General features: G+C 65.4%; 23 protein-coding genes. 15 read left to right on the forward strand and 8 right to left on the reverse strand.

Translation table 11 applies throughout. The features are described 5' to 3' along the window. Positions 1-168: 168 nt before the first annotated feature. Complete coding sequence (locus KVX96_RS10945; protein ID WP_261194464.1) at positions 169-543, reverse strand: VOC family protein; 375 nt, start codon at positions 541-543, stop codon at positions 169-171. Between the two features lie 85 nt (positions 544-628). Here KVX96_RS10945 and soxR point away from each other — a divergent pair, with 85 nt between their 5' ends. The 8 genes from soxR (at position 629) to KVX96_RS10985 (ending at position 7,273) form a co-directional block, all read left to right on the forward strand. Then, positions 629-1,105 carry a redox-sensitive transcriptional activator SoxR gene (gene soxR, locus KVX96_RS10950; RefSeq protein ID WP_261194465.1) on the forward strand — a complete coding sequence of 159 codons (477 nt, stop codon included), beginning with the start codon at positions 629-631 and terminating at the stop codon, positions 1,103-1,105. Positions 1,106-1,129: 24 nt separating this feature from the next. Beyond that, on the forward strand, positions 1,130-1,489 hold the full coding sequence (locus KVX96_RS10955; protein WP_261194466.1) for an MmcQ/YjbR family DNA-binding protein: 360 nt from the start codon (positions 1,130-1,132) through the stop codon (positions 1,487-1,489). Beyond that, complete coding sequence (locus KVX96_RS10960) at positions 1,489-2,685, forward strand: pyridoxal phosphate-dependent aminotransferase (protein ID WP_261194467.1); 1,197 nt, start codon at positions 1,489-1,491, stop codon at positions 2,683-2,685. Before KVX96_RS10955 ends, KVX96_RS10960 begins: the two co-directional genes overlap by 1 nt. After that, the gene (locus KVX96_RS10965; protein WP_261194468.1) at positions 2,658-3,512 is read left to right on the forward strand and encodes an oxaloacetate decarboxylase; all 855 of its coding nucleotides are present in this window, start codon (positions 2,658-2,660) and stop codon (positions 3,510-3,512) included. The genes KVX96_RS10960 and KVX96_RS10965 overlap by 28 nt, the downstream gene beginning before the upstream one ends. A 226-nt stretch (positions 3,513-3,738) precedes the next feature. Then, on the forward strand, positions 3,739-5,277 hold the full coding sequence (locus KVX96_RS10970; RefSeq protein WP_261194469.1) for a trimethylamine methyltransferase family protein: 1,539 nt from the start codon (positions 3,739-3,741) through the stop codon (positions 5,275-5,277). Positions 5,278-5,367: 90 nt separating this feature from the next. Then, complete coding sequence (locus tag KVX96_RS10975) at positions 5,368-6,069, forward strand: DUF1194 domain-containing protein (protein ID WP_261194470.1); 702 nt, start codon at positions 5,368-5,370, stop codon at positions 6,067-6,069. Between the two features lie 108 nt (positions 6,070-6,177). Further along, positions 6,178-6,666: a twin-arginine translocation pathway signal gene (locus KVX96_RS10980; RefSeq protein WP_261194472.1), complete on the forward strand. Its 489-nt coding sequence runs from the start codon at positions 6,178-6,180 to the stop codon at positions 6,664-6,666. Between the two features lie 4 nt (positions 6,667-6,670). Continuing rightward, positions 6,671-7,273 carry a ferric reductase-like transmembrane domain-containing protein gene (locus KVX96_RS10985; RefSeq protein ID WP_261194473.1) on the forward strand — a complete coding sequence of 201 codons (603 nt, stop codon included), beginning with the start codon at positions 6,671-6,673 and terminating at the stop codon, positions 7,271-7,273. A 6-nt stretch (positions 7,274-7,279) separates the two neighbouring features. Here the strand turns inward: KVX96_RS10985 and KVX96_RS10990 are convergent, their stop codons facing one another. Continuing rightward, a complete protein-coding gene (locus KVX96_RS10990; protein WP_261194475.1) occupies positions 7,280-7,744 on the reverse strand; it encodes a DNA polymerase III subunit chi in 465 nt (154 codons plus the stop codon). A gap of 4 nt (positions 7,745-7,748) precedes the next feature. Continuing rightward, complete coding sequence (locus KVX96_RS10995; RefSeq protein WP_261194476.1) at positions 7,749-9,218, reverse strand: leucyl aminopeptidase; 1,470 nt, start codon at positions 9,216-9,218, stop codon at positions 7,749-7,751. 141 nt (positions 9,219-9,359) lie between these two features. On the opposite strand from KVX96_RS10995, the gene lptF reads away from it, so the two are divergent. Genes lptF through rsmA form a run of 6 tightly spaced genes read left to right on the forward strand, consistent with a single transcriptional unit; the run spans position 9,360 to position 16,783 of the window. After that, on the forward strand, positions 9,360-10,481 hold the full coding sequence (gene lptF, locus KVX96_RS11000) for an LPS export ABC transporter permease LptF (protein WP_261194477.1): 1,122 nt from the start codon (positions 9,360-9,362) through the stop codon (positions 10,479-10,481). Continuing rightward, positions 10,478-11,575: an LPS export ABC transporter permease LptG gene (lptG, locus tag KVX96_RS11005; RefSeq protein ID WP_261194478.1), complete on the forward strand. Its 1,098-nt coding sequence runs from the start codon at positions 10,478-10,480 to the stop codon at positions 11,573-11,575. Before lptF ends, lptG begins: the two co-directional genes overlap by 4 nt. Continuing rightward, positions 11,575-13,710: an LPS-assembly protein LptD gene (locus tag KVX96_RS11010; RefSeq protein ID WP_261194479.1), complete on the forward strand. Its 2,136-nt coding sequence runs from the start codon at positions 11,575-11,577 to the stop codon at positions 13,708-13,710. Before lptG ends, KVX96_RS11010 begins: the two co-directional genes overlap by 1 nt. A gap of 25 nt (positions 13,711-13,735) precedes the next feature. Next, the gene (locus KVX96_RS11015; RefSeq protein WP_261194480.1) at positions 13,736-14,962 is read left to right on the forward strand and encodes a peptidylprolyl isomerase; all 1,227 of its coding nucleotides are present in this window, start codon (positions 13,736-13,738) and stop codon (positions 14,960-14,962) included. Beyond that, positions 14,959-15,954: a 4-hydroxythreonine-4-phosphate dehydrogenase PdxA gene (gene pdxA / locus KVX96_RS11020; RefSeq protein ID WP_261194481.1), complete on the forward strand. Its 996-nt coding sequence runs from the start codon at positions 14,959-14,961 to the stop codon at positions 15,952-15,954. The genes KVX96_RS11015 and pdxA overlap by 4 nt, the downstream gene beginning before the upstream one ends. Continuing rightward, a complete protein-coding gene (rsmA, locus tag KVX96_RS11025; RefSeq protein WP_261194482.1) occupies positions 15,941-16,783 on the forward strand; it encodes a 16S rRNA (adenine(1518)-N(6)/adenine(1519)-N(6))-dimethyltransferase RsmA in 843 nt (280 codons plus the stop codon). Before pdxA ends, rsmA begins: the two co-directional genes overlap by 14 nt. A gap of 66 nt (positions 16,784-16,849) precedes the next feature. Here rsmA and KVX96_RS11030 read toward each other — a convergent pair whose 3' ends face one another. The 3 genes from KVX96_RS11030 to prfA all read right to left on the reverse strand — a co-directional run bounded on the left by KVX96_RS11030 (position 16,850) and on the right by prfA (position 19,609). Beyond that, entirely contained in the window at positions 16,850-17,482 is a 633-nt protein-coding gene (locus KVX96_RS11030) for a DUF4167 domain-containing protein (protein WP_261194483.1), read from the reverse strand. A gap of 229 nt (positions 17,483-17,711) precedes the next feature. Next, positions 17,712-18,557 carry a peptide chain release factor N(5)-glutamine methyltransferase gene (gene prmC, locus KVX96_RS11035; RefSeq protein ID WP_261194485.1) on the reverse strand — a complete coding sequence of 282 codons (846 nt, stop codon included), beginning with the start codon at positions 18,555-18,557 and terminating at the stop codon, positions 17,712-17,714. Continuing rightward, positions 18,554-19,609, reverse strand: coding sequence for a peptide chain release factor 1 (prfA, locus tag KVX96_RS11040; protein WP_261194486.1), 1,056 nt, complete (start codon positions 19,607-19,609; stop codon positions 18,554-18,556). Before prfA ends, prmC begins: the two co-directional genes overlap by 4 nt. A gap of 64 nt (positions 19,610-19,673) precedes the next feature. Between prfA and KVX96_RS11045 the strand changes: the two genes are divergently transcribed. Continuing rightward, complete coding sequence (locus KVX96_RS11045) at positions 19,674-19,985, forward strand: hypothetical protein (RefSeq protein ID WP_261195441.1); 312 nt, start codon at positions 19,674-19,676, stop codon at positions 19,983-19,985. Here the strand turns inward: KVX96_RS11045 and KVX96_RS11050 are convergent. Next, positions 19,911-20,363: a DUF1499 domain-containing protein gene (locus KVX96_RS11050; RefSeq protein ID WP_261194488.1), complete on the reverse strand. Its 453-nt coding sequence runs from the start codon at positions 20,361-20,363 to the stop codon at positions 19,911-19,913. The two genes, KVX96_RS11045 and KVX96_RS11050, sit on opposite strands and share 75 nt — an antisense overlap. Continuing rightward, positions 20,360-21,337, reverse strand: coding sequence for an agmatinase (gene speB / locus KVX96_RS11055; RefSeq protein WP_261194489.1), 978 nt, complete (start codon positions 21,335-21,337; stop codon positions 20,360-20,362). The genes KVX96_RS11050 and speB overlap by 4 nt, the downstream gene beginning before the upstream one ends. Between the last annotated feature and the right edge of the window lie 18 nt (positions 21,338-21,355).

Consider the following 21,355-nt stretch of genomic DNA (forward strand, 5'->3'; position numbering starts at 1 on the left):
GTTCATTTCGTTAAGGAAACAGAAGAACGACCCGCCAGACGATGTCAGACGGGAATACAGCAGATAATGATGGCGACTGCGGTGTTCATGGCGATGGTTGTGCCGCAGTTTGCCCGCCGGGGCAAGATTTTATGCCTCCGGCGGGGATATTTTGCGGAACAAAGTGGCTCAGTCGTATTGCACCGCCTCGAATTCGATGCCGTCGGGGCCCTTGAAGTAGAAGCGGCGGCCCGGCTCGTAGTCGGCGTGGTTGTGCGGCGTGTAGCCTGCCGCCTTCACGCGGGCTTCGGTGGCGTCGAGATCGGCCACGATGATGCCGATGTGGTTGAGCCCGCGGTGGGAATGGTAGCTGTCTTCGGCGGCGGCCAGAGCCGTTTGCGGGGAGTAGAGCGCGAGGTAGCTTTCGCCGTCGCCGACATGGACGGAGCGGCCGCCGTAGATCGACTCCCCCTCCCAGCGGATCTGCCAGTCAAAGAGGGCGCAGAGCGTGTCGGCGGCGGCGCGGGGGTCGGATACGGTGACGTTCAGATGTTCAAGCGGCATGGGATGCTCCTGTTTTTCGCTTTTGATTTTCAACGGAAAAAAGGCTACTTCTTAAAGCGCACTTTAAGACAAGGGCTAAAAACGCATGGAAAACAGTGGCGTGCAGGCGCGCGGGCTGACGATCGGGGAAATGGCGGCGCGCACAGGCCTCGCCACGAGCGCGATCCGGCATTACGAATCGCAAGGGCTGGTGACCCCCTTTCGCAACGCGAGCGGCCAGCGGCGGTTTGCGCGGGCCGACATTCGGCGGCTGTCTTTCGTGATGATCACGCAAGGTTTGGGCTTCTCGCTGGCCGAGATCCGCGCCGCGCTGGCGACGCTGCCGCCGCATCGCGCGCCCAACAAGGCGGATTGGGCGCGGCTATCGCGCGGGTTTGCCAAGGAGCTGGATGCGCGTATCGCCCAGATGGAAGCCCTGCGCGAAAGGCTCGACGGCTGCATCGGCTGCGGCTGCCTCTCGCTCACCGATTGCGCGCTCTACAACCCGAAGGACCGCATCAAGGCCAAGGGAGCAGGGCCGCGCTACCTGATGGGCAATTCCGCGCGGGATCTGGACGGATAAGGCGGCGGCGGGCAGGATGCGGGGATGGAACGCGATTTCGCCAATCAAATCTGTGCCGCGCTTCCGGGGGCGGAGTTGTCGGACCCCTGGGGCGGCGGCCATGACGCCTGGAAGGTGGGCGGCAAGATGTTTGCCTGCATCGGGGTGGTGAACACCGGGGTGTCGGTGAAGACGCCGGACATCGAAACGGCCAGCCTGCTGATCGAGATGGGCGCGGCAGTGAAGGCGCCGTATTTCCACCGCAGCTGGGTGCATCTGCCCTGGGGCACCGCGGAAGCGGAGATGCAGCATCGGCTGGAGGCCTCCTACGGGATCGTGCGCGGCGGTTTGACGAAAAAATTTCAGGCCACGCTTGCGCCCTGGCCGGTGGAAGGCGCGCGTTGATGCAGGTCTCTGACAGGTTGCTGGGGCTGACGGGCGGCGGCTCGGACGGCTGGGGGCTCTTCATGAAGGCGCGCGCGATGGTGGCCGAGGGCATTGCGGTCACCGAGCTGACCATCGGCGAGCATGACGTGCGCACCGATCCGGCCATACTCGAGGCAATGGCGCAGGCCGCGCGGGCGGGCCACACGGGCTATGCCGCCGTGCCCGGCACGCCGGCTTTGCGCGCTGCGATTGCCGCGCGGGTTCAGGCCCGCACAGTGGTTCCGACAGGCGTGGAGAACGTGCTCGTGACCCCCGGCGGGCAGGCCGGGCTGTTTGCCGCCCATTTGGCCGCCTGCGCACCCGGAGACCCGGCGCTCTTCATCGATCCCTATTACGCAACCTACCCCGGCACCCTGCGCGCCGGGGGCGCCGTGCCGGTGGCCGTGCCTGCCCGCTCACGCGATGCTTTCCAGCCGCGCGCGGAGGCCATCGATGCGCGTGCGGAAGGCGCGAAAAGCCTGCTGATCAACACACCGAACAACCCGACAGGCGTTGTCTACACACCGCAGACGCTGGCAGGTATCGCCGAGGTCTGCCGCGCGCGCGATCTCTGGCTGATCAGCGATGAGGTCTATGACACGCAGGTCTGGGAGGGGGCGCACGTCAGCCCGCGCGCCCTGCCCGGCATGGCGGAACGCACACTGGTGGTGGGCTCGATGTCCAAGAGCCACGCGATGACGGGAAGCCGGATCGGCTGGATCATCGGCCCTGCGCAAGCCATCGCGCCGCTGGAGACGCTCGCCACCCATACGACTTACGGCGTGCCGGGCTACATTCAGGACGCCGCCCTCTTCGCGCTCTCCCAAGGCGCGGCGCTAGAAGCGCGGATCGCCGCGCCCTTCAAACGCCGCCGCGCCATCGCCATGAAGCTTCTGGCGGCGCAGGATGTGGTGCGGCTGATCCCGGCGGGCGGCGCGATGTACCTGATGCTGGATGTGCGCAGCACCGGGCTTTCGGGCAAGGCCTTCGCGGAAGCGCTGCTCGCGCGCCACCGGATCGCTGTGATGCCCGGCGAGAGCTTTGGTGCCTGCGCAGCAGGCCACCTGCGCGTGGCGATGACGGTGGAGGATGACGCCTTCGCCGCCGCGCTTCAAACTCTCATCGATTTTGCCAAGGAGTGCGCCGCATGCCCCGCCACCCAAACCGCCAGTTAGCCAGCGATTTCAAAGCCCTGCATATGCCGGGCCAGCCGTTCATCCTCGCCAACGCCTGGGACGCGGGCTCGGCCCGGATGCTGGCCGCGCTGGGAGCGAAGGCCATCGCCACCTCCTCCGCCGCCCATGCCTTCACGCTGGGGCGGCCCGATCTGGGGCAGCTTACGCGCGATGAGGCGCTCGCCCATGCGCAGGATCTGATGGCGGCGGTGGATCTGCCGGTGAGCGGCGATTTCGAGAACGGCTTCGGCGAGGCGCCCGATGTGGTGGCCGAGACGGTGCGGCTCTCGGGCGAAGTGGGCCTTGCCGGGATCTGCATCGAGGACACCGCCCTGCCCGGCACCGGCTTTTACGAGTTCGATCTGGCGGTTGAACGCATCCGCGCCGCCGCCTCTGCCGCGCGCGCGCTTTCGCAGGATTTCACGCTGGTGGCGCGGGCCGATGGGGTGATGCATGGGCAATACGATCTGACCGAGGCGATCCGGCGCATTCAGGCCTTTGACGACGCCGGGGCCGATGCGCTCTACGTGCCGGTGCCGGGCTCAGTGCAGGAACTGGCAGCGATCTGCAGGGCCACGAATAAACCTGTGAACGCACTGGCCGTGGGGCCGCTCTCGAAGCTTTCCATGCAGGATTTCGCCGCGCTGGGCGTAGCGCGCATTTCACTTGGCTCCGCCCTTGCCCGTCTGACCCACAAGGCCATTTTCGAGGCTGGCACGGCCATGTTCACAGGCGGCGATTTCACCCCGCTATCGGCGATGATGCCCGGAAGCCGGGTGGACGCATTGCTGCTGGCGGGCGCGGCAGAGAGCGGCGAAAAGCGCTGAAAACGACACGCTGACGCAAACAGGCGCGACAGGGGGGCGCAGGCCGGGGCCAACTGGCGGAATGAAACGTTGCGCCAACACCAGACCTCACGATGAAGACTGGAAGATCGCGCTGGTGGTGCGGACCATCGGGGCGGAGCGCGGGCGCGCGGCGCGGGGGCGTCCGCTTGCCGTTTAGGATGAGCTTCACCCTGAACACGCCTGTTTCAAAAGAGTTTTCCAACACATGAACACCCAGACTTCCCGCCGCTCCGGCGGACGTTCCGCCCGTCGCGCCGCGCGCGCCGCCCCCCTTGCCGACACCCTGCGCCCGGTGCGCGCAGGCCTCACCGGAGGGCGTTACAACCCGCTGTCAGACGCCGATGTCGCCCGCATCCACGCCGCCGCGCTGGACGCTCTGGAGCAGATCGGCCTTGCCGATGCGCCGCCCTCTGGCATCGAGATCATGGTGCGCGCCGGGGCGGAACTTGGCAGCGATGGCCGCCTGCACTACCCCCGCGCGCTGGTGGAGGACATGCTCGCCAAGGCGGCGCGCGGGATCACGCTGCACGGGCGCGAACCGGCCCATGATCTGAGCCTCACCGGCACCCGCGTGCACTACGGCACCGCGGGCGCAGCGGTGCATATGGTGGATGTGGCCGGGCGCAATTACCGCGAGTCCACGCTGCAGGATCTCCATGATGCGGCCCGGATCGCAGACCGGCTCGATAACCTCCATTTCCTGCAGCGCCCCATGGTGGCGCGCGACATGCCCGACAACCAGTCGCTCGATCTGAACACGCTTTATGCTTGCTGCTCGGGCACCACGAAACACGTCGGCACCAGCTTCGTGGACCCGACAACGGTGGATCAATGCATCGCCTTCCTGCATGAGGTTGCGGGTGGCGAGGACGCGTTCCGCGCGCGGCCTTTCGTGAGCAATTCCAACTGCTTCGTCGTGCCGCCGATGAAATTCGCCACCGAAAGCTGTCAGGTGATGGAAAAGGTGATCGCCGCCGGAATGCCCGTTTTGCTGCTCTCTGCCGGTCAGGCGGGGGCCACGGCCCCTGCCCCCATTGCGGGCGCGATCGTGCAGGCGGTGGCGGAGTGCCTGGCCGGGATCGTCTATGTGAACGCCATCGCGCCGGGCCATCCGGCGATCTTCGGCACATGGCCTTTCGTGTCGGACCTGCGCACGGGCGCGATGTCGGGCGGCTCCGGCGAGCAGGCGCTGCTCACGGCGGGCTGCGCCCAGATGCACCGCTTCTACGGGTTGCCCGGTGGCGCGGCGGCAGGGATTGCGGACGCGAAACTGCCCGACATGCAGGCCGGCTGGGAACAGGCGACCTCCAACGTCATGGCGGGGCTTTCGGGGCTCAACATGATCTACGAGGCCGCCGGGATGCATGCCTCGCTGCTGGGCTTCTGCCACGAAAGCCTGATCCTGGGCGACGATCTGATCGGACAAGCCCTGCGCTGCGTGCGCGGGATCGAGGTGACGGAAGAAACCTGCGGCATCGAGGTGATCCGCGCCACCTGCCTTGAGGGGCCGGGCCATTATCTTGGTTCCGCCCAGACGTTGGGGCTGATGCAGACGGAATATGTCTATCCCGCGCTGGCGGACCGCACGAGCCCGAAGGAATGGGAGGAACAGGGCAAGCCCGATCTGCTGGCCCGCGCCACCGCGCGGAAAGAGGCCATACTGGCGGAACCTTCCGCGGCGCGGTTTGAGCCTGCGCTTGATGCGCGCCTGCGGGAGCGGTTCGACATCCGCCTGCCGCGCTGAAACTGGCCGCCCGGTCCTTCTAGCCTAGGTGGTACAGGGGCAGGCATTGGCCAAGCCCCTGTTAACGCTTATTTGGTTAGGCTTTCGCCCATGCGGTTTCTGCTGGCTCTCTTCTTTGCACTCGCCTTCCCGGCTCTGGCCGAGGAAGTGGAGGTGGAGCTTGTGTTGCTAGCCGATGCCTCGGGCTCGATCTCAGAGGCCGAGATCGGCTTTCAGCGGCAGGGCTATGCCGAGGCGCTCACCGATCCGCGCGTGCTCGCCGCCATAGAGCGCACGGCCTATCAGTCCATCGCGGTGACCTACGTGGAATGGGCCGCCAACACCGCCGTGGTGGTGGATTGGGCCAAGATCGACGGCCCCGAAAGCGCGCGTGCTTTCGCCGAGGCGCTGCTCACGCCGCCCCGTCAAGCCTATGGGCGCAACGCCATTGGCGGCGCGCTGCTGGATGCCAAGCGGTTGATCGAACAGAATGAATTCAAGGGCTGGCGCAAGGTGATCGATTTCTCCGGCGACAGCCCCAACAGCTTTTCTGGCCCCCCGCTGGAGCAAGCACGGCAGGAGGTCGTGGCGGCCGGGATCACGATCAACGGGCTGCCGATCCTCTGCCGCTTCTGCGACACGCCCACGCGCTACCCGGATCTGGGGAAAGTCTATGAGGAGCGGATCATCGGCGGGCTTGGGGCCTTCGTGGTGACGGCCACGGATGAGGCCGATCTGGCCGAGGCGATCCGGCGCAAGCTGATCCTCGAAATCTCAGGCCAGATGCCTGCTTACGAGGTCGCCGAACGCTAGATCACGCAATCGTGGCCGCTTGGGGCCGGAAATTCCGCCTCGCCCCCACGGCAATGCGCGCCTGAGATGCTATTGTTACCGGAACACCCTCGGAGAGGAGATTTTCGGATGCATCGCACCCCTTTCACCCGCCGCAAGCTGCTCGCCACCACCGGCGCGGCAGTTCTCACCGCCGGCACCGGCCTCATCACTCCGGCCCGCGCCGCTGGGCTCGCCCCCACGCCCACCATGCGCGGCGGAGCCAACAACTACCGCCCCGGCGCGCCCATCGTGGAGCGGATCGGCGGCGGCGGGTTCTGGATGCGCGGCACCGTGCGGCGCGCGGGCGATGGTGCGCCCCTGCCCGGCCAGCGGATCCAGATCTGGGCCCATACCACCGAGGGCCATGAGCGCGACTGGCACAGCCACGGCGCGACGCTGACGGATGCAGACGGCGTGTTCCGGCTGGAAATGCCCCAGATCGTGCCCGCCTTCGGCCAGCCCCACGGGCATCTCGCCTATGACAGCGATGATTTCAAAACCGTCTTCCTGCGCCCGGTGATGGCCAGCGCCTCGAACAAGGAACTTGAGGCCCATTTCGTGCTGGAGCCCGCCTGATCTGATGCGCAGCGCGGCGATCTGGCTCTGGGTGGCCGCGCTGATTGTGGTGCCGGTGGCGCTATCCCTCGCAAGCCCGCTGCTGCAGTGGCGCGATCCCATCTACATCGCCGGAGGGTTTGCAGGCGTTCTCGCCATGGCGCTGATGCCCCTGCAACCGCTGCTCGCCACGCAAGCCCTGCCGGGCCTGAGCGCCTTTCAGGGCCGCAAGCTGCACCGGCTGATCGGGGCCCTGCTGGTTACAAGCGTCGGGTTCCACGTGCTGGGCCTCTGGATCACCAGCCCGCCGGACGTGGTGGACGTGCTGCTCCTGCGCTCCCCCACGCCCTTTGCGCTTTGGGGCCTGCTGGCGATGGGAGCGCTCTTCTTAAGCGCCGGGATCACCGCCCTGCGCGGGCCTTTGCGCTTACGCTGGAAACTCTGGCGCGTGGTGCATCTGTCGCTCGCCGCGCTGGTGATCACGGGCACCGTGGTGCATGCGCTGCGGATTGAGGGCACGATGGAGCCTGTTTCAAAGGCGCTACTGAGCCTCTGGCTGGTGCTGGTGTTCGCAGGCGCGCTCGCGAAGTCCACCCGGAGCCGGGCCATTGCCCGGCCCAAGCTCTAAGTAAATTCAGCCCCCGGCTTCCGCCTTCATCGCCCAGGGCCCCTCTTCCTGAGACCAGTATTTCGCCGCGCAGCCGGCATCGGTGAGCGCTTTCCACTGCACGCGCGCATGAGCGACGGCGTCCGGATCGGTGCCGTCAAAAAGGATGCAGGCGCGCTCACTGGCCTGCACTTCCTCTGCCGAAAGATCGGCCCCGTCGATGGACATCAGGCAGGTGAAGCCTTCCGCCGAAACACCCTCACCCCCCAACAGAACCGGTTGCAGTGCATCATGCGGCCCGCCAGCGAGCCCATGCGGCAGGAAGCCTTCGGGCGCGCCCTGCCAGAGCCGTTCATCCAGCCAGCGCAGGCGGTTTTCATCACGCCCGCGTATCAGGATCCGCCAGCCGGCCTGCCGGGATTTGTCCAGCAGCATCGGCAGGGTTTCCTCCACCGGGCTGCGGGTCAAATGGTAGAAGAAGGCCGCGCCCACGGGTTTAGCCGGCCTCGTAGCCGTTGCGGATCAGCCGATCGAGCGCCATCACGCCCCAGCCCGTCGCGCCCGCCGGGGCGAGCGTGGTTTCGCTCTTCACCGAGGCCGTGCCCGCGATGTCGAGGTGAATCCAGGGCGTGCCCTCCTTCACGAAGCGCTGCAGGAACTGCGCGGCCGTGATCGAGCCGCCCGCCCGCGTGCCGACGTTCTTCATGTCGGCGATGCGGCTTTTGAGCTGATCGTCATAGGCCTGCCCCATCGGCAGACGCCATGCGCCCTCGCCCTCTTGCGCGGCGGCCTTCAGGAAGGCGTTGCAGAGCGCATCGTCGTTGGAGAAGGCGCCGGTGTTCTCGTGACCCAGCCCAATGATGATCGCGCCGGTGAGCGTGGCGAGGTTGATCATGCCGGTGGGCTCGAAACGCTCCTGCGCGTACCAGAGGCAATCGGCCAGCACGAGGCGGCCTTCGGCGTCGGTGTTGATGATCTCGATCGTGTCGCCCTTCATGGATTTCACCACGTCGCCGGGGCGCGTGGCCTTGCCGTCGGGCATGTTCTCCACGAGGCCGACAATGCCCACGACATTGGCCTTGGCCTTGCGCAGCGCCAGCGTGCGCATCACGCCCGCCACGGTGCCCGCGCCGCCCATGTCCATCGTCATGTCTTCCATGCCGGCGGCGGGTTTGATCGAGATACCGCCAGTGTCAAACACCACGCCCTTGCCGACGAAGGCGAAGGGCTTCTCATCGCCGCCACCGTTCCACTGCATCACCACCACTTTGGAAGGGCTTTCGGAACCCTGCCCCACCGAAAGCAACGTGCGGAAGCCGAGCTTTTCCAGCTCGTCCTCTTCAAGGATCTCAACCTCAAGGCCAAGCTCCTGCATGGCGGCAAGGCGCGCGGCGAAATCGGTGGTGGTGAGCACGTTTGCCGGCTCGTTCACCAGATCGCGGGTGAAAAAGACGCCCTCAGCCACAGCCGCCATCGGCGCGGCCTGCGCGGCGATCTCCTCGGGCTTGGCCACCATGAAGTGCACCGCGCCGAGCGGATCGGCGGCTTTGCTTTTGTGATCGGAGAAGTCATAGGCCCGCATGGCAAGGCCGAAGGAGAGCTCCGCCGCCTGCACGAGGTTGCCTGCCAGCACCAGAAGGGCCGCCTTGCCGTGGGTCTTGCCGATGGCGGCCCCGGCCTTGCGCGCCACATCGGCTTTCGCGCGGCGGTCCAGTTTCACGACAACAAGTTTCTCGGCAGCAAGCCCTTGGGGGAAAGCCAGCACCGTGGCCTCACCCTCTTTCATCTTCTCAAAGGATTCGCTTTCGGCCATGCGGGCCAGCGCGCCCTTGGTCACGCGATTTACACGGCGGGCGCATTGATCCATCGCGCCTTCGCTGCCCAGAAACACCGCCACGCTGCCCTCATGGGCGGCAATGGCGTCGAGCTCGATTTCCTTGAATTCAATGGCGGCTGTCGGGGTCATAATCATCTCCTTTGCGCGAAGGGGTGCGCGGTCTGCCGCCATTGGTAGCCGGATCACGCGGCAGAGGCCAGATAGCAGTTTTCCCGCCCTGCCAAATCCGCTAGTTTCGCCCCAAACAAAGGCAAGGCAAGGGGCACCGCAGTGGCGAAATTCGACAGATATTTCCTGTCGCAATTGCTTGCGTTGTTCGGGTTTTTCTCCCTCATTCTCGTGCTTGTTTATTGGGTCAACCGGGCCGTTTCACTGTTTGACACGCTGATCTCCAACGGCCAGTCGGCCGTCGTCTTCCTTGAGTTCACCGCCCTCACTCTGCCCAACGTGATCCGCGTGGTGATGCCGATCGCGGCCTTCGTGGCGACGATCTACGTCACGAACCGGCTGTCGACGGAAAGCGAGCTTGTGGTGGTGCAATCCACCGGCTTCAGCCCCTACCGGCTGGCGCGGCCAGTTTTTGCCTTCGGGGTGATCGTCTTCGTGCTGATGAGCATCCTCACGCACCTGCTGGTGCCAAGCTCCAACCGACAGCTCACCCTGCGCACCGCCGAGATCGCCGAGAACGTCGCCGCCGGGCTTCTGGTGGAAGGCACTTTCATGCACCCGGCCAAGGGCATCACCTTCTACATCCGCGAGATATCGGCCTCCGGCGAGTTGCAGGACATCTTCCTCACCGACGCGCGCAATACCGAGCTGCAAACCACCTACACGGCGAAACTGGCGCTTCTGGTGCGCGAGGACACCGGGCCGAAGCTTTTGATGTTTGACGGCATGGCCCAGACTTTGAACGCCAAGGCCAACACGCTCTCCACCACGCAGTTCGAGGATTTCGTCTTTGACATCGGCGCGCTGGTGCCTTCCGGCGATCCGACCAAACGCAAGCCGCGCGAGCTGAGCACGCCCGAGCTTCTCTCGCTCGCGCCGGAACTGCTGGAGGAAACCGGGCGCAGCGCGGCGGTGTTCCTGCAGGAAGCCCATGAGCGGATCACGCAAGGGCTGGTGGCGCTGGTGGCCGTGATGACGGGCTTTGCCGCGCTTCTTGTGGGGGGCTACTCGCGCTTCGGGATCTGGAAACAGATCGTCGGCGCGGTTGTGCTGCTCGTGGTGATGGAGACGCTGGACAACGCGATGAGCGACATCGCCCAGCGGGATCCTGAGGCCTGGCCGGTGATGTATGTCGCGCCTGCGCTGGGGCTGCTGGCGACTTTCGTGCTCTTGTGGATCTCCACCAAGCCAGGGCTGTTCAAACGGCGGAGGGCGCAAGCGTGATCCTCCACCTCTATTTTGCCCGCCGCTTCCTGCGCTCCGTGCTGATCGTGGGCTTCGCCTTCACCGTGCTGATGCAGATGTTCGACATGGTGGAGCAGCTGCGCAAATTCGGCGGCGAGGAGATCCCCTTCGCCGAGATCTTCGAGCTCTCCCTTTTGAACCTGCCCGCGGGCATCTACCAGATCCTGCCGCTGATCGTGATCCTTGGCACGCTTGCCATGTACCTCGGCCTTGCGCGCTCCTCCGAACTTGTTGTCACGCGGGCGGCGGGGCGGTCGGCTGTCATGAGCCTGATCGCGCCCGTCAGTGCGGCCTTCCTGCTGGGCGTCTTTGCCGTTGCGGTGCTCAACCCGATCGTTGCGGGCACCCAGAAACGCTACGAACTGCTGGAAAACAGCTACAAAAGCGGCGAGCAAAGCGTGCTGTCAATCTCTGACGAGGGGCTCTGGCTGCGGCAGGGCAACAGCGAAGGCCAGACGGTGATCCGCGCCGCCGAAAGCAACCTCGACGGCACCTTGCTGCGCGGGGTGACCTTCATCTCTTTTGACACCGACGGCACGCCGCTGGAACGCGTGGAAGCGCAGGAGGCGGGACTTTCCGCCGGTCGCTGGGCGCTGCAGAATGCGAAGGTCTGGTCACTGGCCACCACCGACAATCCCGAGCGCGACGCGCGCAGCTATGATACGCTCGATCTCGCTTCCAACCTGACCCGCCAGCAGATCCGCGACAGTTTCGGCACCCCAAGCGCGATCCCGATCTGGGATCTGCCGCGCTTCATCACCAACCTGAAAAACGCAGGCTTTTCGCCGCGCCAACACGAAGTCTGGTTCCAGATGGAACTGGCCTCGCCGCTGTTTCTGGTGTCGATGGTGCTGATCGGCGCGGCCTTCACCATGCGCCACACGCGGTTTGGGCGCACCGGCATCATGGTTCTGGGCGCGATCCTCATGGGCTTTGGCCTCTTCTTCATCCGTAATTTCGCGCAGGTTCTGGGCGAGAGCGGGCAGATCCCCATCGGCGTGGCGGCCTGGACGCCACCGATTGCCGGTATCTGCCTCGCGCTTGGCCTGATCCTGCATCTGGAGGACGGCTGATGCGCCGCGCCCTGATCCCCCTCACCGCGCTTGCGCTCAGCTCAGTGCTTCTGGCCGCGCCGCTTCAGGCCCAGGGAACCGAACCTGCGCAGGCCGCCACGCTCATTGCCGACAGCGTCGCGCTCGATGGCAACAACGTGGTGCGCGCGCGGGGCAACGTGGAAGTCTTCTATGATGGCGCCCAACTCAAGGCGACGGCGATCACCTATGACGCCACCACAGAGCAGCTGACCATTGAGGGGCCGATCACCGTCTACTACGGCGAAAACACCACTGTGCTGGCATCGGCGGCCGAAATGGACAGCGAGCTGCGCAACGGCATCCTGCAGAGCGCGCGGCTGGTGCTGGATCAGCAGATCCAGCTTGCCGCGGCCGAGGTGCGCCGGATCGATGGCCGCTACACGCGGCTGTCCAACACCGTGGCCTCAAGCTGCAAGGTCTGCGCCAGCGATCCGGTTCCGCTCTGGCAGATCCGCGCCCGCGAGGTGATCCACGATGAGCTGGAGCGGCAGCTCTATTTCAAGGACGCGCGGCTTGAAGTGGCGGGCCTGCCGATCTTCTACCTGCCGCGCCTGCGCCTGCCCGATCCGACGCTGGAGCGTGCCAACGGCTTCCTGATCCCGACGGTGACATCGGACTCGATCGTCGGGCAAGGGATCGAACTGCCCTATTTCATTGCCATCGGCGACAGCAAGGATCTGACCATTGCACCGCTGATCACCACCAATTCGCGCACCGTGAAACTGCGCTACCGGCAGGCGCTCACCGATGGCGAAATGGAGTTCAACGGCGCGCTCACCCGCGATGACATCCGCCCCGACGAATGGCGCGGCTATCTCTTTGCCGATGGCTCCATCGGGCTGCGCGATGATTTCGTGTTGAACTTCGACATCGAGGCCACCTCCGACAAAGCCTACCTGCTGGAGTATGATTTCTCCGACACCGACCGTCTGGAAAGCTCGATCGAGCTGACCCGCACCCGCAGGGATGCCTATTTCTCCACCGATTTCACCCATTACCGCTCCCTGCGCGACAGCGAGCAGAACCCCGAGATCCCCACCGAAGTGCTGGAACTCACTTACGAGCGGCGCTTCAAACCGCAGGGCATCGGCGGCTTTGCCACCGCCACCTTCAACGGACAGGGCTTCATCCGCCAATCCGATACCGACGGCCCCACGGGGCGCGACATGGGCCGCGCCAGTATGCGGCTGGACTGGTATCGCACGTGGCAGATGCAAAACGGCATGCTGTTCAAGGCCATCGGTGCAGCCTCGGGCGATTACTACGTTGTCCGCCAAGACAGCGCCTATGAGGAAACCCAGTTCCACGTCACCCCCACGGCGGGCGTCGAGCTGCGCTGGCCCTTCCAGAAGACCGAAGCCAACGGCGTCGTGCATACGCTGGAGCCGGTGGCGCAATTCCTCTGGACGGATACCTCCATGGCCGATGTGCCCAACGAGGTCTCCACCCTGCCCGAGTTCGACGAAGGCAACCTTTTTGCGCTCTCCCGCTTTCCCGGCTTTGACCGCTACGAGCGCGGCTTCCGCGCCAACCTCGGCGCCAGCTGGACACGCTATGACCCGGACGGCTGGACGCTTGGCGTGACCATGGGCAAGATCTTCCGCGACACCGATGTGAACAGCTTTTCGACCGGCTCGGGCCTTGATGGCAATGAGTCCGACTGGCTCGCCGCCGCCACGCTCGTGCTGCCCAACAACCTGTCGCTGATCAACCGCACGCTCTTCAATAACGAGTTCGACTTCACCAAGAACGAAACCCGCGTCAGCTGGGTCAACGAAGACGTGCTGCTCTCGTCCAGCTATGTCTGGATGGTCGAGGATGCGAGCCAGTCGCGCTTCTCCGACACCTCGGAATGGACGATGGACGCCGAGTACCGCATCGCCAACAACTGGATCGGTAAAGTAGATTGGCGTTACGATTTCGTGGAAGGCTCCGCGGCCCGCGCCGGGGTGGGGCTTGAGTATGTCAACGAGTGCATCAGCGTCGATCTTTCGGTGTCGCGCCGCTTCACCTCGTCATCTAATGTGGACCCGTCGACGAATGTCGGGCTAAAAGTCACCTTGCTGGGGTTCGGCGAAAAGAACCGCCGCCAGTCCGTCCGCGAGTGCTACTAGGCGATCACAACGAATGAGCAGAGCTTTGAAACCACTTTCCCGCGCCCTTCTTCTGATCGTGCTGCCCGTGGCCGCGCTTCTTTCGGCCCTTGCGCCTGCAGCGGCGCAGAGCCCGTTCAGCCCGGTGGCCTATGTGAACGACGGCGTCGTGACCCGCTTCGAGCTGGAGCAGCGCATCCGCTTCCTTGAGGTGCTGGGCACGCCGGGCGATCTGCGCAACGAGGCGCTGGACCGGCTGATCGACGACCGCCTGCAATCGCAAGCCGCCGCGCAGTTCAACCTGACGGCCAGCGACGAGGAAATTGCGCAAGGTATCGAAGAATTCGCCAGCCGCGCGAACCTGACGGGCGAGCAGTTCCTCGTGGAAATCGCCCGCGCGGGCGTTTCGCAGCAAACGGTACGCGATTTCGTCGCTTCCGGCATCGTCTGGCGTGAGCTGATCCGGGGCCTCTTCGGCCCCCGCGCACAGGTGACGGAAGCCGAGATCGACCGCGCGCTGGCCTATTCCAGCGGCAGCGGCGGCGTGCGGGTGCTGCTGTCCGAAATCGTGCTGCCCACAGCGCCCGAGTTTCAGGAGCAGGTGGCCCAGATCCTGCCGCAGCTGCGCCAGATCCGCTCTGTGTCCGAGTTTTCCGCAGCCGCCTCGCAGTTCTCCGCCGCACCGTCGCGCGCCAATGGCGGGCGGCTGAAGTGGCGCTCGATTTCGAGCCTGCCACCGCAGATCGCGCCGCAGATCCTTGCCCTGCGCCCCGGTGAGATCACCGATCCGATCCAGGTGCCCAACGCGCTTGTTCTGTTCCAGCTGCGCGACAAGCAGGAAGTGAGCGCCACGACCTCGCAGAACTACACCGTTGAATTCGCTCAGTACTTCATCGCCGGCGGCCGCAGCGAGGAAGGCCTGCGCCAGGCCTCGCGCATCCGCAACGAAGTGGACACCTGCGATGATCTCTACGGTGTGAACAAGGGCAAAGCCGAGGACGCCCTGCGCATCGAGACCCTGCCCGAGGCGCAGCTCCCCGCCGACATCCGCCGCGAGCTTGACGATATGGATCCGGGCGAAGTCTCCACGTCGCTCACCCGCAACAACGGCCAGACGCTGGTGTTCCTGATGCTCTGCGGGCGCACGCCGGATCTGGGCGAAGAGGTGAACCGGGGCGACATCCGCCGCGAGCTGGTGAACGCACGGCTTGTCTCCTACGCGGCCAGCTACATCGCACAGCTGCGCTCTGACGCCGTGATCCGTATCCCGTGAGCCTGCCTCCCATCGCCCTGACCTGCGGCGATCCCGCAGGCATCGGCCCCGAGATCGCCGCCGCCGCCTGGGAAGCCTTGCGCGGCGATTGCCCTTTTTTTCTGATCGGCGATCCCCGGCATCTGCCTGCCGGAACGCCCGTGGAGTTGATCGACACGCCCTCGGCTGCCGCAGAGGCCAGCAATCGCGCCCTGCCCGTTCTCGCCCACCCCTTTGCCGGCGACAGCCGCCCCGGCGCGCCGGATGCGCGCGATGCGGCCAGTGTGATCACGGCCATCAAGCGCGGTGTGGAACTCTTGCAGACAGGAGAGGCCTGCGCGCTGTGCACAAACCCGATCCACAAGAAGGCGCTCAAAGATGGTGCGGGCTTCGCCTTTCCCGGCCACACAGAATTTCTGGCCCATCTGGCCGGGGTTGAGCGCGTTGTGATGATGCTCGCAAGCCCCGCGCTGCGGGTGGTGCCTGTCACGATCCATATCGCGATCGAGGAGGTGCCGCAGGCGCTCACCCCTGTGCTGCTGGAAGAGACGCTCCGCATCACCCATGCCGCCCTGAAGCGCGATTTCGGCCTGACAGCCCCGCGCCTGCGCATCGCGGGCCTGAACCCCCACGCGGGCGAAGGCGGGGCCATGGGCCGGGAAGAGATCAACGTGATCGCCCCGGTTCTGGACCGCCTGCGCCGCGAGGGCTTGGACCTGCAGGGGCCCGTTTCGGCGGATACGATGTTCCACGCCACCGCGCGCGCGGGCTATGATGCGGCGATCTGCATGTATCACGATCAGGCACTGATCCCGATCAAGACGCTGGATTTCGACAAGGGCGTGAATGTCACCCTCGGCCTGCCCTTCATCCGCACCTCGCCCGACCACGGCACCGCTTACGATATTGCGGGCATGGGCATTGCCACCCCGTCGAGCCTGATCGAGGCCCTGAAACTGGCGCAGCGCCTTGCCGTGGCGCGCGCGAACGGAGGCCCCCATGGCCCAGCTTGATGCCCTGCCCCCCTTGCGCGACGTGATTGAAACCCACGATCTGCGCGCCAAGAAATCTTTGGGCCAGAACTTCCTTCTGGATCTCAACCTCACCGCCAAGATCGCGCGGCAGGCGGGCGACATGCGCGCCTGCGACGTGCTGGAGATTGGCCCCGGCCCCGGCGGGCTGACGCGCGGCCTGCTGGCGGAAGGCGCGCGCAAGGTGCTCGCCATCGAGAAGGACAGCCGCTGCCTGCCCGCTTTGGCCGAGATCGAAGCCGCCTATCCGGGGCGGCTTGAAGTGATCAACGGCGATGCGCTGGAGGTGGACCCGCTCAGCCACCTAACCCCGCCGATCCGGGTGGCGGCGAACCTGCCTTATAACGTGGGCACCGAACTCTTGGTGCGCTGGCTGACACCGAAAGACTGGCCGCCCTTCTGGGAGAGCCTGACGCTGATGTTCCAGAAGGAAGTGGCGCAGCGCATCGTGGCGGAGCCCGGCTCCAAGGCCTACGGGCGGTTGGCGATCCTCGCGCAGTGGCGCAGCGAGGCGCGCATCGTGATGAGCCTGCCGCCGGAGGCCTTCACCCCGCCGCCCAAGATCCATTCCGCCGTGGTGCATCTCACCGCCCTGCCCGAGCCGCGCTTCCCGGCGGATGCGGCCACGCTCTCGCGCGTGGTGGCGGCGGCCTTCAACCAGCGCCGCAAGATGCTGCGCGCCTCGCTCAAGGGTGTCGCGCCGGACATCGAGGACCGCCTGCTGGCCGCCGGGCTCAAACCCACGGACCGCGCCGAGCAGATCCCGCTCGAAGGCTTCTGCGCGCTGGCCCGCGAAATCAAGGCAGGCTGACAGCACCCTGTTCCAAAACGAAAAAAGGCGGGCATGGCCCGCCTTTTGCGTTTGAGGTGGAGCGCCTTACTCGGCGGCTTCCGGTGCGTCCGGCTGAGGGGCGTCATCGCCCTTTGCGGCAGGTGCTTCGGCCGGGGCAGCGTCGCTCTTCTTCGCACGGCTGCGGGTGGAGGGCTTGCGCTTGGGCTTGGGTTTGCTTTCCGGCGTCTCCACGAGGCCCGAATCCGCTTCGTCGTTTTCCGCGACATCAAAGATGTCAGGCTGCGGCGCGCTGCCGGGATCGACCTTGTCGGATTTGCTGCGCTCGGATTGGCCCCGATCAGACTGGCTGCGGTCAGAGCCTTTGCCATCCTGCTGCTGGTCCTGACGATCCTGCCGATCCTGGCGGTCATTGTCGCGCTGCTGCTGGCGGGCGCGCTGTTCGTTTTCCTGCTGCTCGCGGCGGGCATCGGCCTCGCGCTGCGCTTCGCCCAGCATGCGCACGTAATGCTCGGCGTGCTGCTGGAAGTTCTCCGCGGCAACGCGATCGTTGCCGAGCTGCGCGTCGCGGGCGAGCTGGGTGTATTTGTCGATGATCTGCTGCGGCGTTCCGCGGACCTTGCCTTCAGGCCCGGAGCTGTCGAACACACGGTTGACGATATTGCCGACAGACCTGCTGCGGTTGGCTTTAGACCGCGAACGTGATTTCGAAGATCTCATTGTAGTATCTATTCCAGCCTTATAGTGGCGTTCGCTTTTGCCTCTTCCGCGCCTCTTGCGGGGGTTATCGTAACCGGGCAGCTAGCGATTTCTGGCGAACTTACGAGGGGGATGGGCGATGCATCCGCGTCCTTGTACCCCATGAGTAAGCACGATGGGGCGGGCAACACAAGCGCTAATCGCGAATTCCCCTGCCTTGCGCGTCAATTGAGCGCTCCGCGCCACGGTTTCAAGGCGAATGTGCGGGCAAACGCCCCAGAACGTTGCGATCCTTACCAGAAAGATCCTGCGCAATCGTTACCGCGTCAAAGCCCGCTCCGCGCATCAGTGCGGCCACGGCCGCCCCCTGCAGGTGGCCGATTTCAAAGATCACCCGCCCGCCGGGGGCAAGATAGGCTGCGGCTTGCGCGCAGATGATCCGGTAGGGCGAAAGCCCGTCCCCGCCCGGCGTGAGCGCCATATGCGGCTCATGCCCGGCCACTTCCGGCGCGAGTTCGGCCATTTCGGCCTGCGTGATGTATGGCGGGTTGGAGAGGATCAGATCGAAGCGGCCCTCAACGTGCGAAAACCAGTCCGAAAGCCTGAAGGATGCGCGATCCGTAAGCCCGAGCGCCTGCGCGTTGCCCTGCGCGACAGTGAGCGCGGCTTCCGAAGCATCCACGCCAAGCCCTGTGGCCTGCGGGCGCTCGGCCAGCACCGAAAGCAGGATGCAGCCGCTGCCCGTGCCCAGATCCAATACGCGCGTAAAAGGCTCTTGCAGCGCCAGCGCGACCAGATCCTCGGTTTCGGGGCGTGGATCGAGCACATCAGGCGTCACCCGGAAGCTGCGCCCCCAGAACTGCCGCGTGCCGGTAAGATGGGAGACGGGCCGCCGTGCAAGCCGCCCTTTGAGAAGCGCGTCATACGCCGCCACTTGCGCCTCTGTCAGAGGATCAGGCCCCAAAAGCGTGAGCCGCCCGCGCGCAACGCCCAGCACATGGGCCAGCAGCGTGCGCGCATCCGTTGCGGCGCCTGGAATGCCGGCCTCTGACAGCCGGCGCGTGGCCGCGACAAGCGCCTGGCTAACGCTGCTCACGCCTCCATCTCGGCCAGAAGGCCAGCCTGATAATCGGCGGTGAGCGCGTCGATCACCTCGTCCAGATCGCCCTGCATCACCTGATCGAGCTTGTAGAGCGTCAGGTTGATGCGGTGGTCCGTCATGCGCCCTTGCGGGAAGTTGTAGGTGCGGATGCGCTCGGAGCGGTCGCCCGAGCCGACCTGGCTCTTGCGGTTGGCGGCGCGTTCGCTGTCGATCTTCTGGCGCTCCATGTCGTAGAGCCGTGTTTTCAGCACCTGCATGGCGATCTCGCGGTTGCGGTGCTGGCTCTTCTCCGAACTCGTGACCACGATGCCGGAGGGAATATGGGTGATGCGCACGGCGGAATCGGTGGTGTTGACGTGCTGGCCGCCTGCCCCAGAGGAACGCATCGTGTCGATCCGCAGATCATTGGCGTCGATCTGGATGTCCACATCCACGGCCTCGGGCAGCACGGCCACGGTGGCAGCGGAGGTGTGGATGCGCCCGCCGCTTTCGGTGGCCGGCACGCGCTGCACCCGGTGCACGCCGCTTTCAAATTTCAGCTTCGCGAAGACGCCCTCGCCCTGCACATGGGCGACGACTTCCTTCACCCCGCCCAGCTCGGTTTCGCTGTGTTCGATGATCTCAAACCGCCAGCCCCGGCCTTCCGCGTAGCGCTGATACATGCGCAGCAGATCGCCTGCGAACAAGGCGGCTTCCTCGCCGCCGGTGCCGGGACGAATCTCGATCATCGCCGGGCGCGCGTCGGCGGCGTCCTTGGGCAGGAGCGCCAGCTGCAAGGCCTGCTCCAGCGCCGGGATCCGCGCCTTCATTAGCGGGATTTCTTCCTCCGCCAGCGCACGCATCTCGGGATCGTCGAGCATGGCCTTGGCGTCTTCGATATCTGTGAGCAATTGCCGGTAGGCGGCGATTTCCTCGACGACCGGCTTGAGCTCGGAATACTCCCGTCCGAGCGCCGCCAAATCTCCGGCGGCGGCACCTTCCGACATTTGCGCCTCAAGAAACTGAAAGCGCTGGGTAATCTGAGCGAGTTTGTCCAAGGGAACCATGCCTTGCTTTCCCTCAAATGCCCGCTTTGGTCAAGGGGCGAGCCCGTGCTATCATCAGGGCATGATGCGCTTTTTGCTCCCTCTCCTGCTGGCAGCCGCCACCCCTGCCCTCGCCGATGTCAAAGGCCCCGGCGGCAAGGTGATCGATTGCTATTGCACCGACAAAAGCGGGGCCCGCGTGGAGCTGGGCGAGATGATCTGCCTGCAGGTGGATGGGCGCATGTTCATGGCGCAGTGCCAGATGTCGCTCAACAATCCGATGTGGCGGGAAATTTCCGAGGGCTGCCTGTCCTCAAATGTCTCACCCGGCCTGCTGGACCGCCTCCAGAGCCTGCAGCCAAGCGGCAACGCGCTTGCCGTTGACGCCCAGATCTGAGCGCCCGAAGCGCAGACGGGCGAGGATCGCCAGCCGTGCGCTGCCATCGGCCTGCGGCGCAAGCTTTACCGTCGTGTAATCGGGAAATCCCCACAGAAGGCTGCGGGTTTCATAGGTGATCATGCCGTCCGCCACGCTGCCTGCAATAACGCGGGTGCGCGGTGTGGCAAGGGCGATGTTATTCAGGGCGGCGAGCAGCGTGGCGGCCTCGCCTTGCGGCGCACGCGCATCGTCTGAGCCGATGCGCACCCCGGCCACGCCCGGATCGGGCGCGGTGTCGGGATCCTGATGCCAGCTTTGCGCATCAATCGGCGCAAGTCGGACGTAGAGCATTGCCACGGCCAGAACGGCCAGCAGCAGGATCAGCGCTGTTTTCATGCGCCCTGCGCCTTCGCACGGCGGTTCCAGGCCCAGAGGCACATGATTTCCGTAGCCACATGGGCGCCCGCGATGGCGGTGGCGCCGGTGGTGTCAAACGGCGGGTTCACCTCGACCACATCGCCACCCACGAGGTTGATCCCCGCCAGATCGCGCAGAATGATGGCGGCCTGCGCGCTTGTCAGCCCGCCCCAGACCGGCGTGCCGGTGCCCGGCGCAAAGGCCGGATCGAGCGCGTCGATGTCGAAAGTCATGTAGCAGGCGCTGCTGCCGACGATTTCCTTGATCTTTTCGGCCACAGCCAGCGGGCCAGCCAGATGTACCTCGCGCGCGTCGATCGTGTGCAGGCCCATCGTGTCGGGGTTGGTGGTGCGGATGCCGATCTGCACCGAGCGCTCAGGATCGATCAGCCCGAGCTTCACTGCCTTGTAGACAAAGGTGCCGTGGTCGATGCGGTCCATGTCGTCATCGGGCCAGCTGTCGGAATGGGCGTCGAACTGCACAAGGCTGATCGGGCCATATTTGGCGGCATAGGCTTTCAGGATCGGCAGGGTGATGAAATGATCGCCGCCCAGCGTCAGGACGTTCACATCCTTGACCAGAATCCCGGCTACGTGTTTCTCCAGACGCGCCGGAAAATCAGCCACTTTGGCGTAATCGAAGGCCAGATCGCCGTAGTCGGCGATGTTGAATTCGCTCAGGGGATCCACGTCCCAGCCGAAGGGCGGATCATAGGGCTGCAGCGTGGAGGCTTCGCGCAGGGCGCGCGGACCGAAGCGCGCGCCGGGGCGATTGGTGACGGCCTGATCAAAGGGCACGCCGGTGATCGCCAGATCGACGCCGTCGAGATCCTTCGTGTAGCGCCGCCGCAGGAAGCTCGTGGCCCCGCCGAAGGTGTTTTCATAGGCAAGCCCGGTGAGCTTGCTGCGGGTCAGAGCGGTATCGACTTCGTTGACCGCATCTTCGAGGGCCATTTCTTCACGTCCTGTGTG

It is taken from the genome of Pseudoruegeria sp. SHC-113 (assembly GCF_025376885.1).
In the GTDB taxonomy this organism is placed as follows: Bacteria; Pseudomonadota; Alphaproteobacteria; order Rhodobacterales; family Rhodobacteraceae; genus Pseudoruegeria.

What these genes read in the sequence shown, in the direction of transcription:
- KVX96_RS10945 (WP_261194464.1), bottom strand. Translation starts at nt 543, where the DNA reads ATGCCGCTTGAACATCTGAACGTCACCGTATCCGACCCCCGCGCCGCC.
- soxR (WP_261194465.1), top strand. Translation starts at nt 629, where the DNA reads ATGGAAAACAGTGGCGTGCAGGCGCGCGGGCTGACGATCGGGGAAATG.
- KVX96_RS10955 (WP_261194466.1), top strand. Translation starts at nt 1,130, where the DNA reads ATGGAACGCGATTTCGCCAATCAAATCTGTGCCGCGCTTCCGGGGGCG.
- KVX96_RS10960 (WP_261194467.1), top strand. Translation starts at nt 1,489, where the DNA reads ATGCAGGTCTCTGACAGGTTGCTGGGGCTGACGGGCGGCGGCTCGGAC.
- KVX96_RS10965 (WP_261194468.1), top strand. Translation starts at nt 2,658, where the DNA reads ATGCCCCGCCACCCAAACCGCCAGTTAGCCAGCGATTTCAAAGCCCTG.
- KVX96_RS10970 (WP_261194469.1), top strand. Translation starts at nt 3,739, where the DNA reads ATGAACACCCAGACTTCCCGCCGCTCCGGCGGACGTTCCGCCCGTCGC.
- KVX96_RS10975 (WP_261194470.1), top strand. Translation starts at nt 5,368, where the DNA reads ATGCGGTTTCTGCTGGCTCTCTTCTTTGCACTCGCCTTCCCGGCTCTG.
- KVX96_RS10980 (WP_261194472.1), top strand. Translation starts at nt 6,178, where the DNA reads ATGCATCGCACCCCTTTCACCCGCCGCAAGCTGCTCGCCACCACCGGC.
- KVX96_RS10985 (WP_261194473.1), top strand. Translation starts at nt 6,671, where the DNA reads ATGCGCAGCGCGGCGATCTGGCTCTGGGTGGCCGCGCTGATTGTGGTG.
- KVX96_RS10995 (WP_261194476.1), bottom strand. Translation starts at nt 9,218, where the DNA reads ATGACCCCGACAGCCGCCATTGAATTCAAGGAAATCGAGCTCGACGCC.
- KVX96_RS11010 (WP_261194479.1), top strand. Translation starts at nt 11,575, where the DNA reads ATGCGCCGCGCCCTGATCCCCCTCACCGCGCTTGCGCTCAGCTCAGTG.
- rsmA (WP_261194482.1), top strand. Translation starts at nt 15,941, where the DNA reads ATGGCCCAGCTTGATGCCCTGCCCCCCTTGCGCGACGTGATTGAAACC.
- KVX96_RS11030 (WP_261194483.1), bottom strand. Translation starts at nt 17,482, where the DNA reads ATGAGATCTTCGAAATCACGTTCGCGGTCTAAAGCCAACCGCAGCAGG.
- prfA (WP_261194486.1), bottom strand. Translation starts at nt 19,609, where the DNA reads ATGGTTCCCTTGGACAAACTCGCTCAGATTACCCAGCGCTTTCAGTTT.
- KVX96_RS11045 (WP_261195441.1), top strand. Translation starts at nt 19,674, where the DNA reads ATGCGCTTTTTGCTCCCTCTCCTGCTGGCAGCCGCCACCCCTGCCCTC.
- KVX96_RS11050 (WP_261194488.1), bottom strand. Translation starts at nt 20,363, where the DNA reads ATGAAAACAGCGCTGATCCTGCTGCTGGCCGTTCTGGCCGTGGCAATG.
- speB (WP_261194489.1), bottom strand. Translation starts at nt 21,337, where the DNA reads ATGGCCCTCGAAGATGCGGTCAACGAAGTCGATACCGCTCTGACCCGC.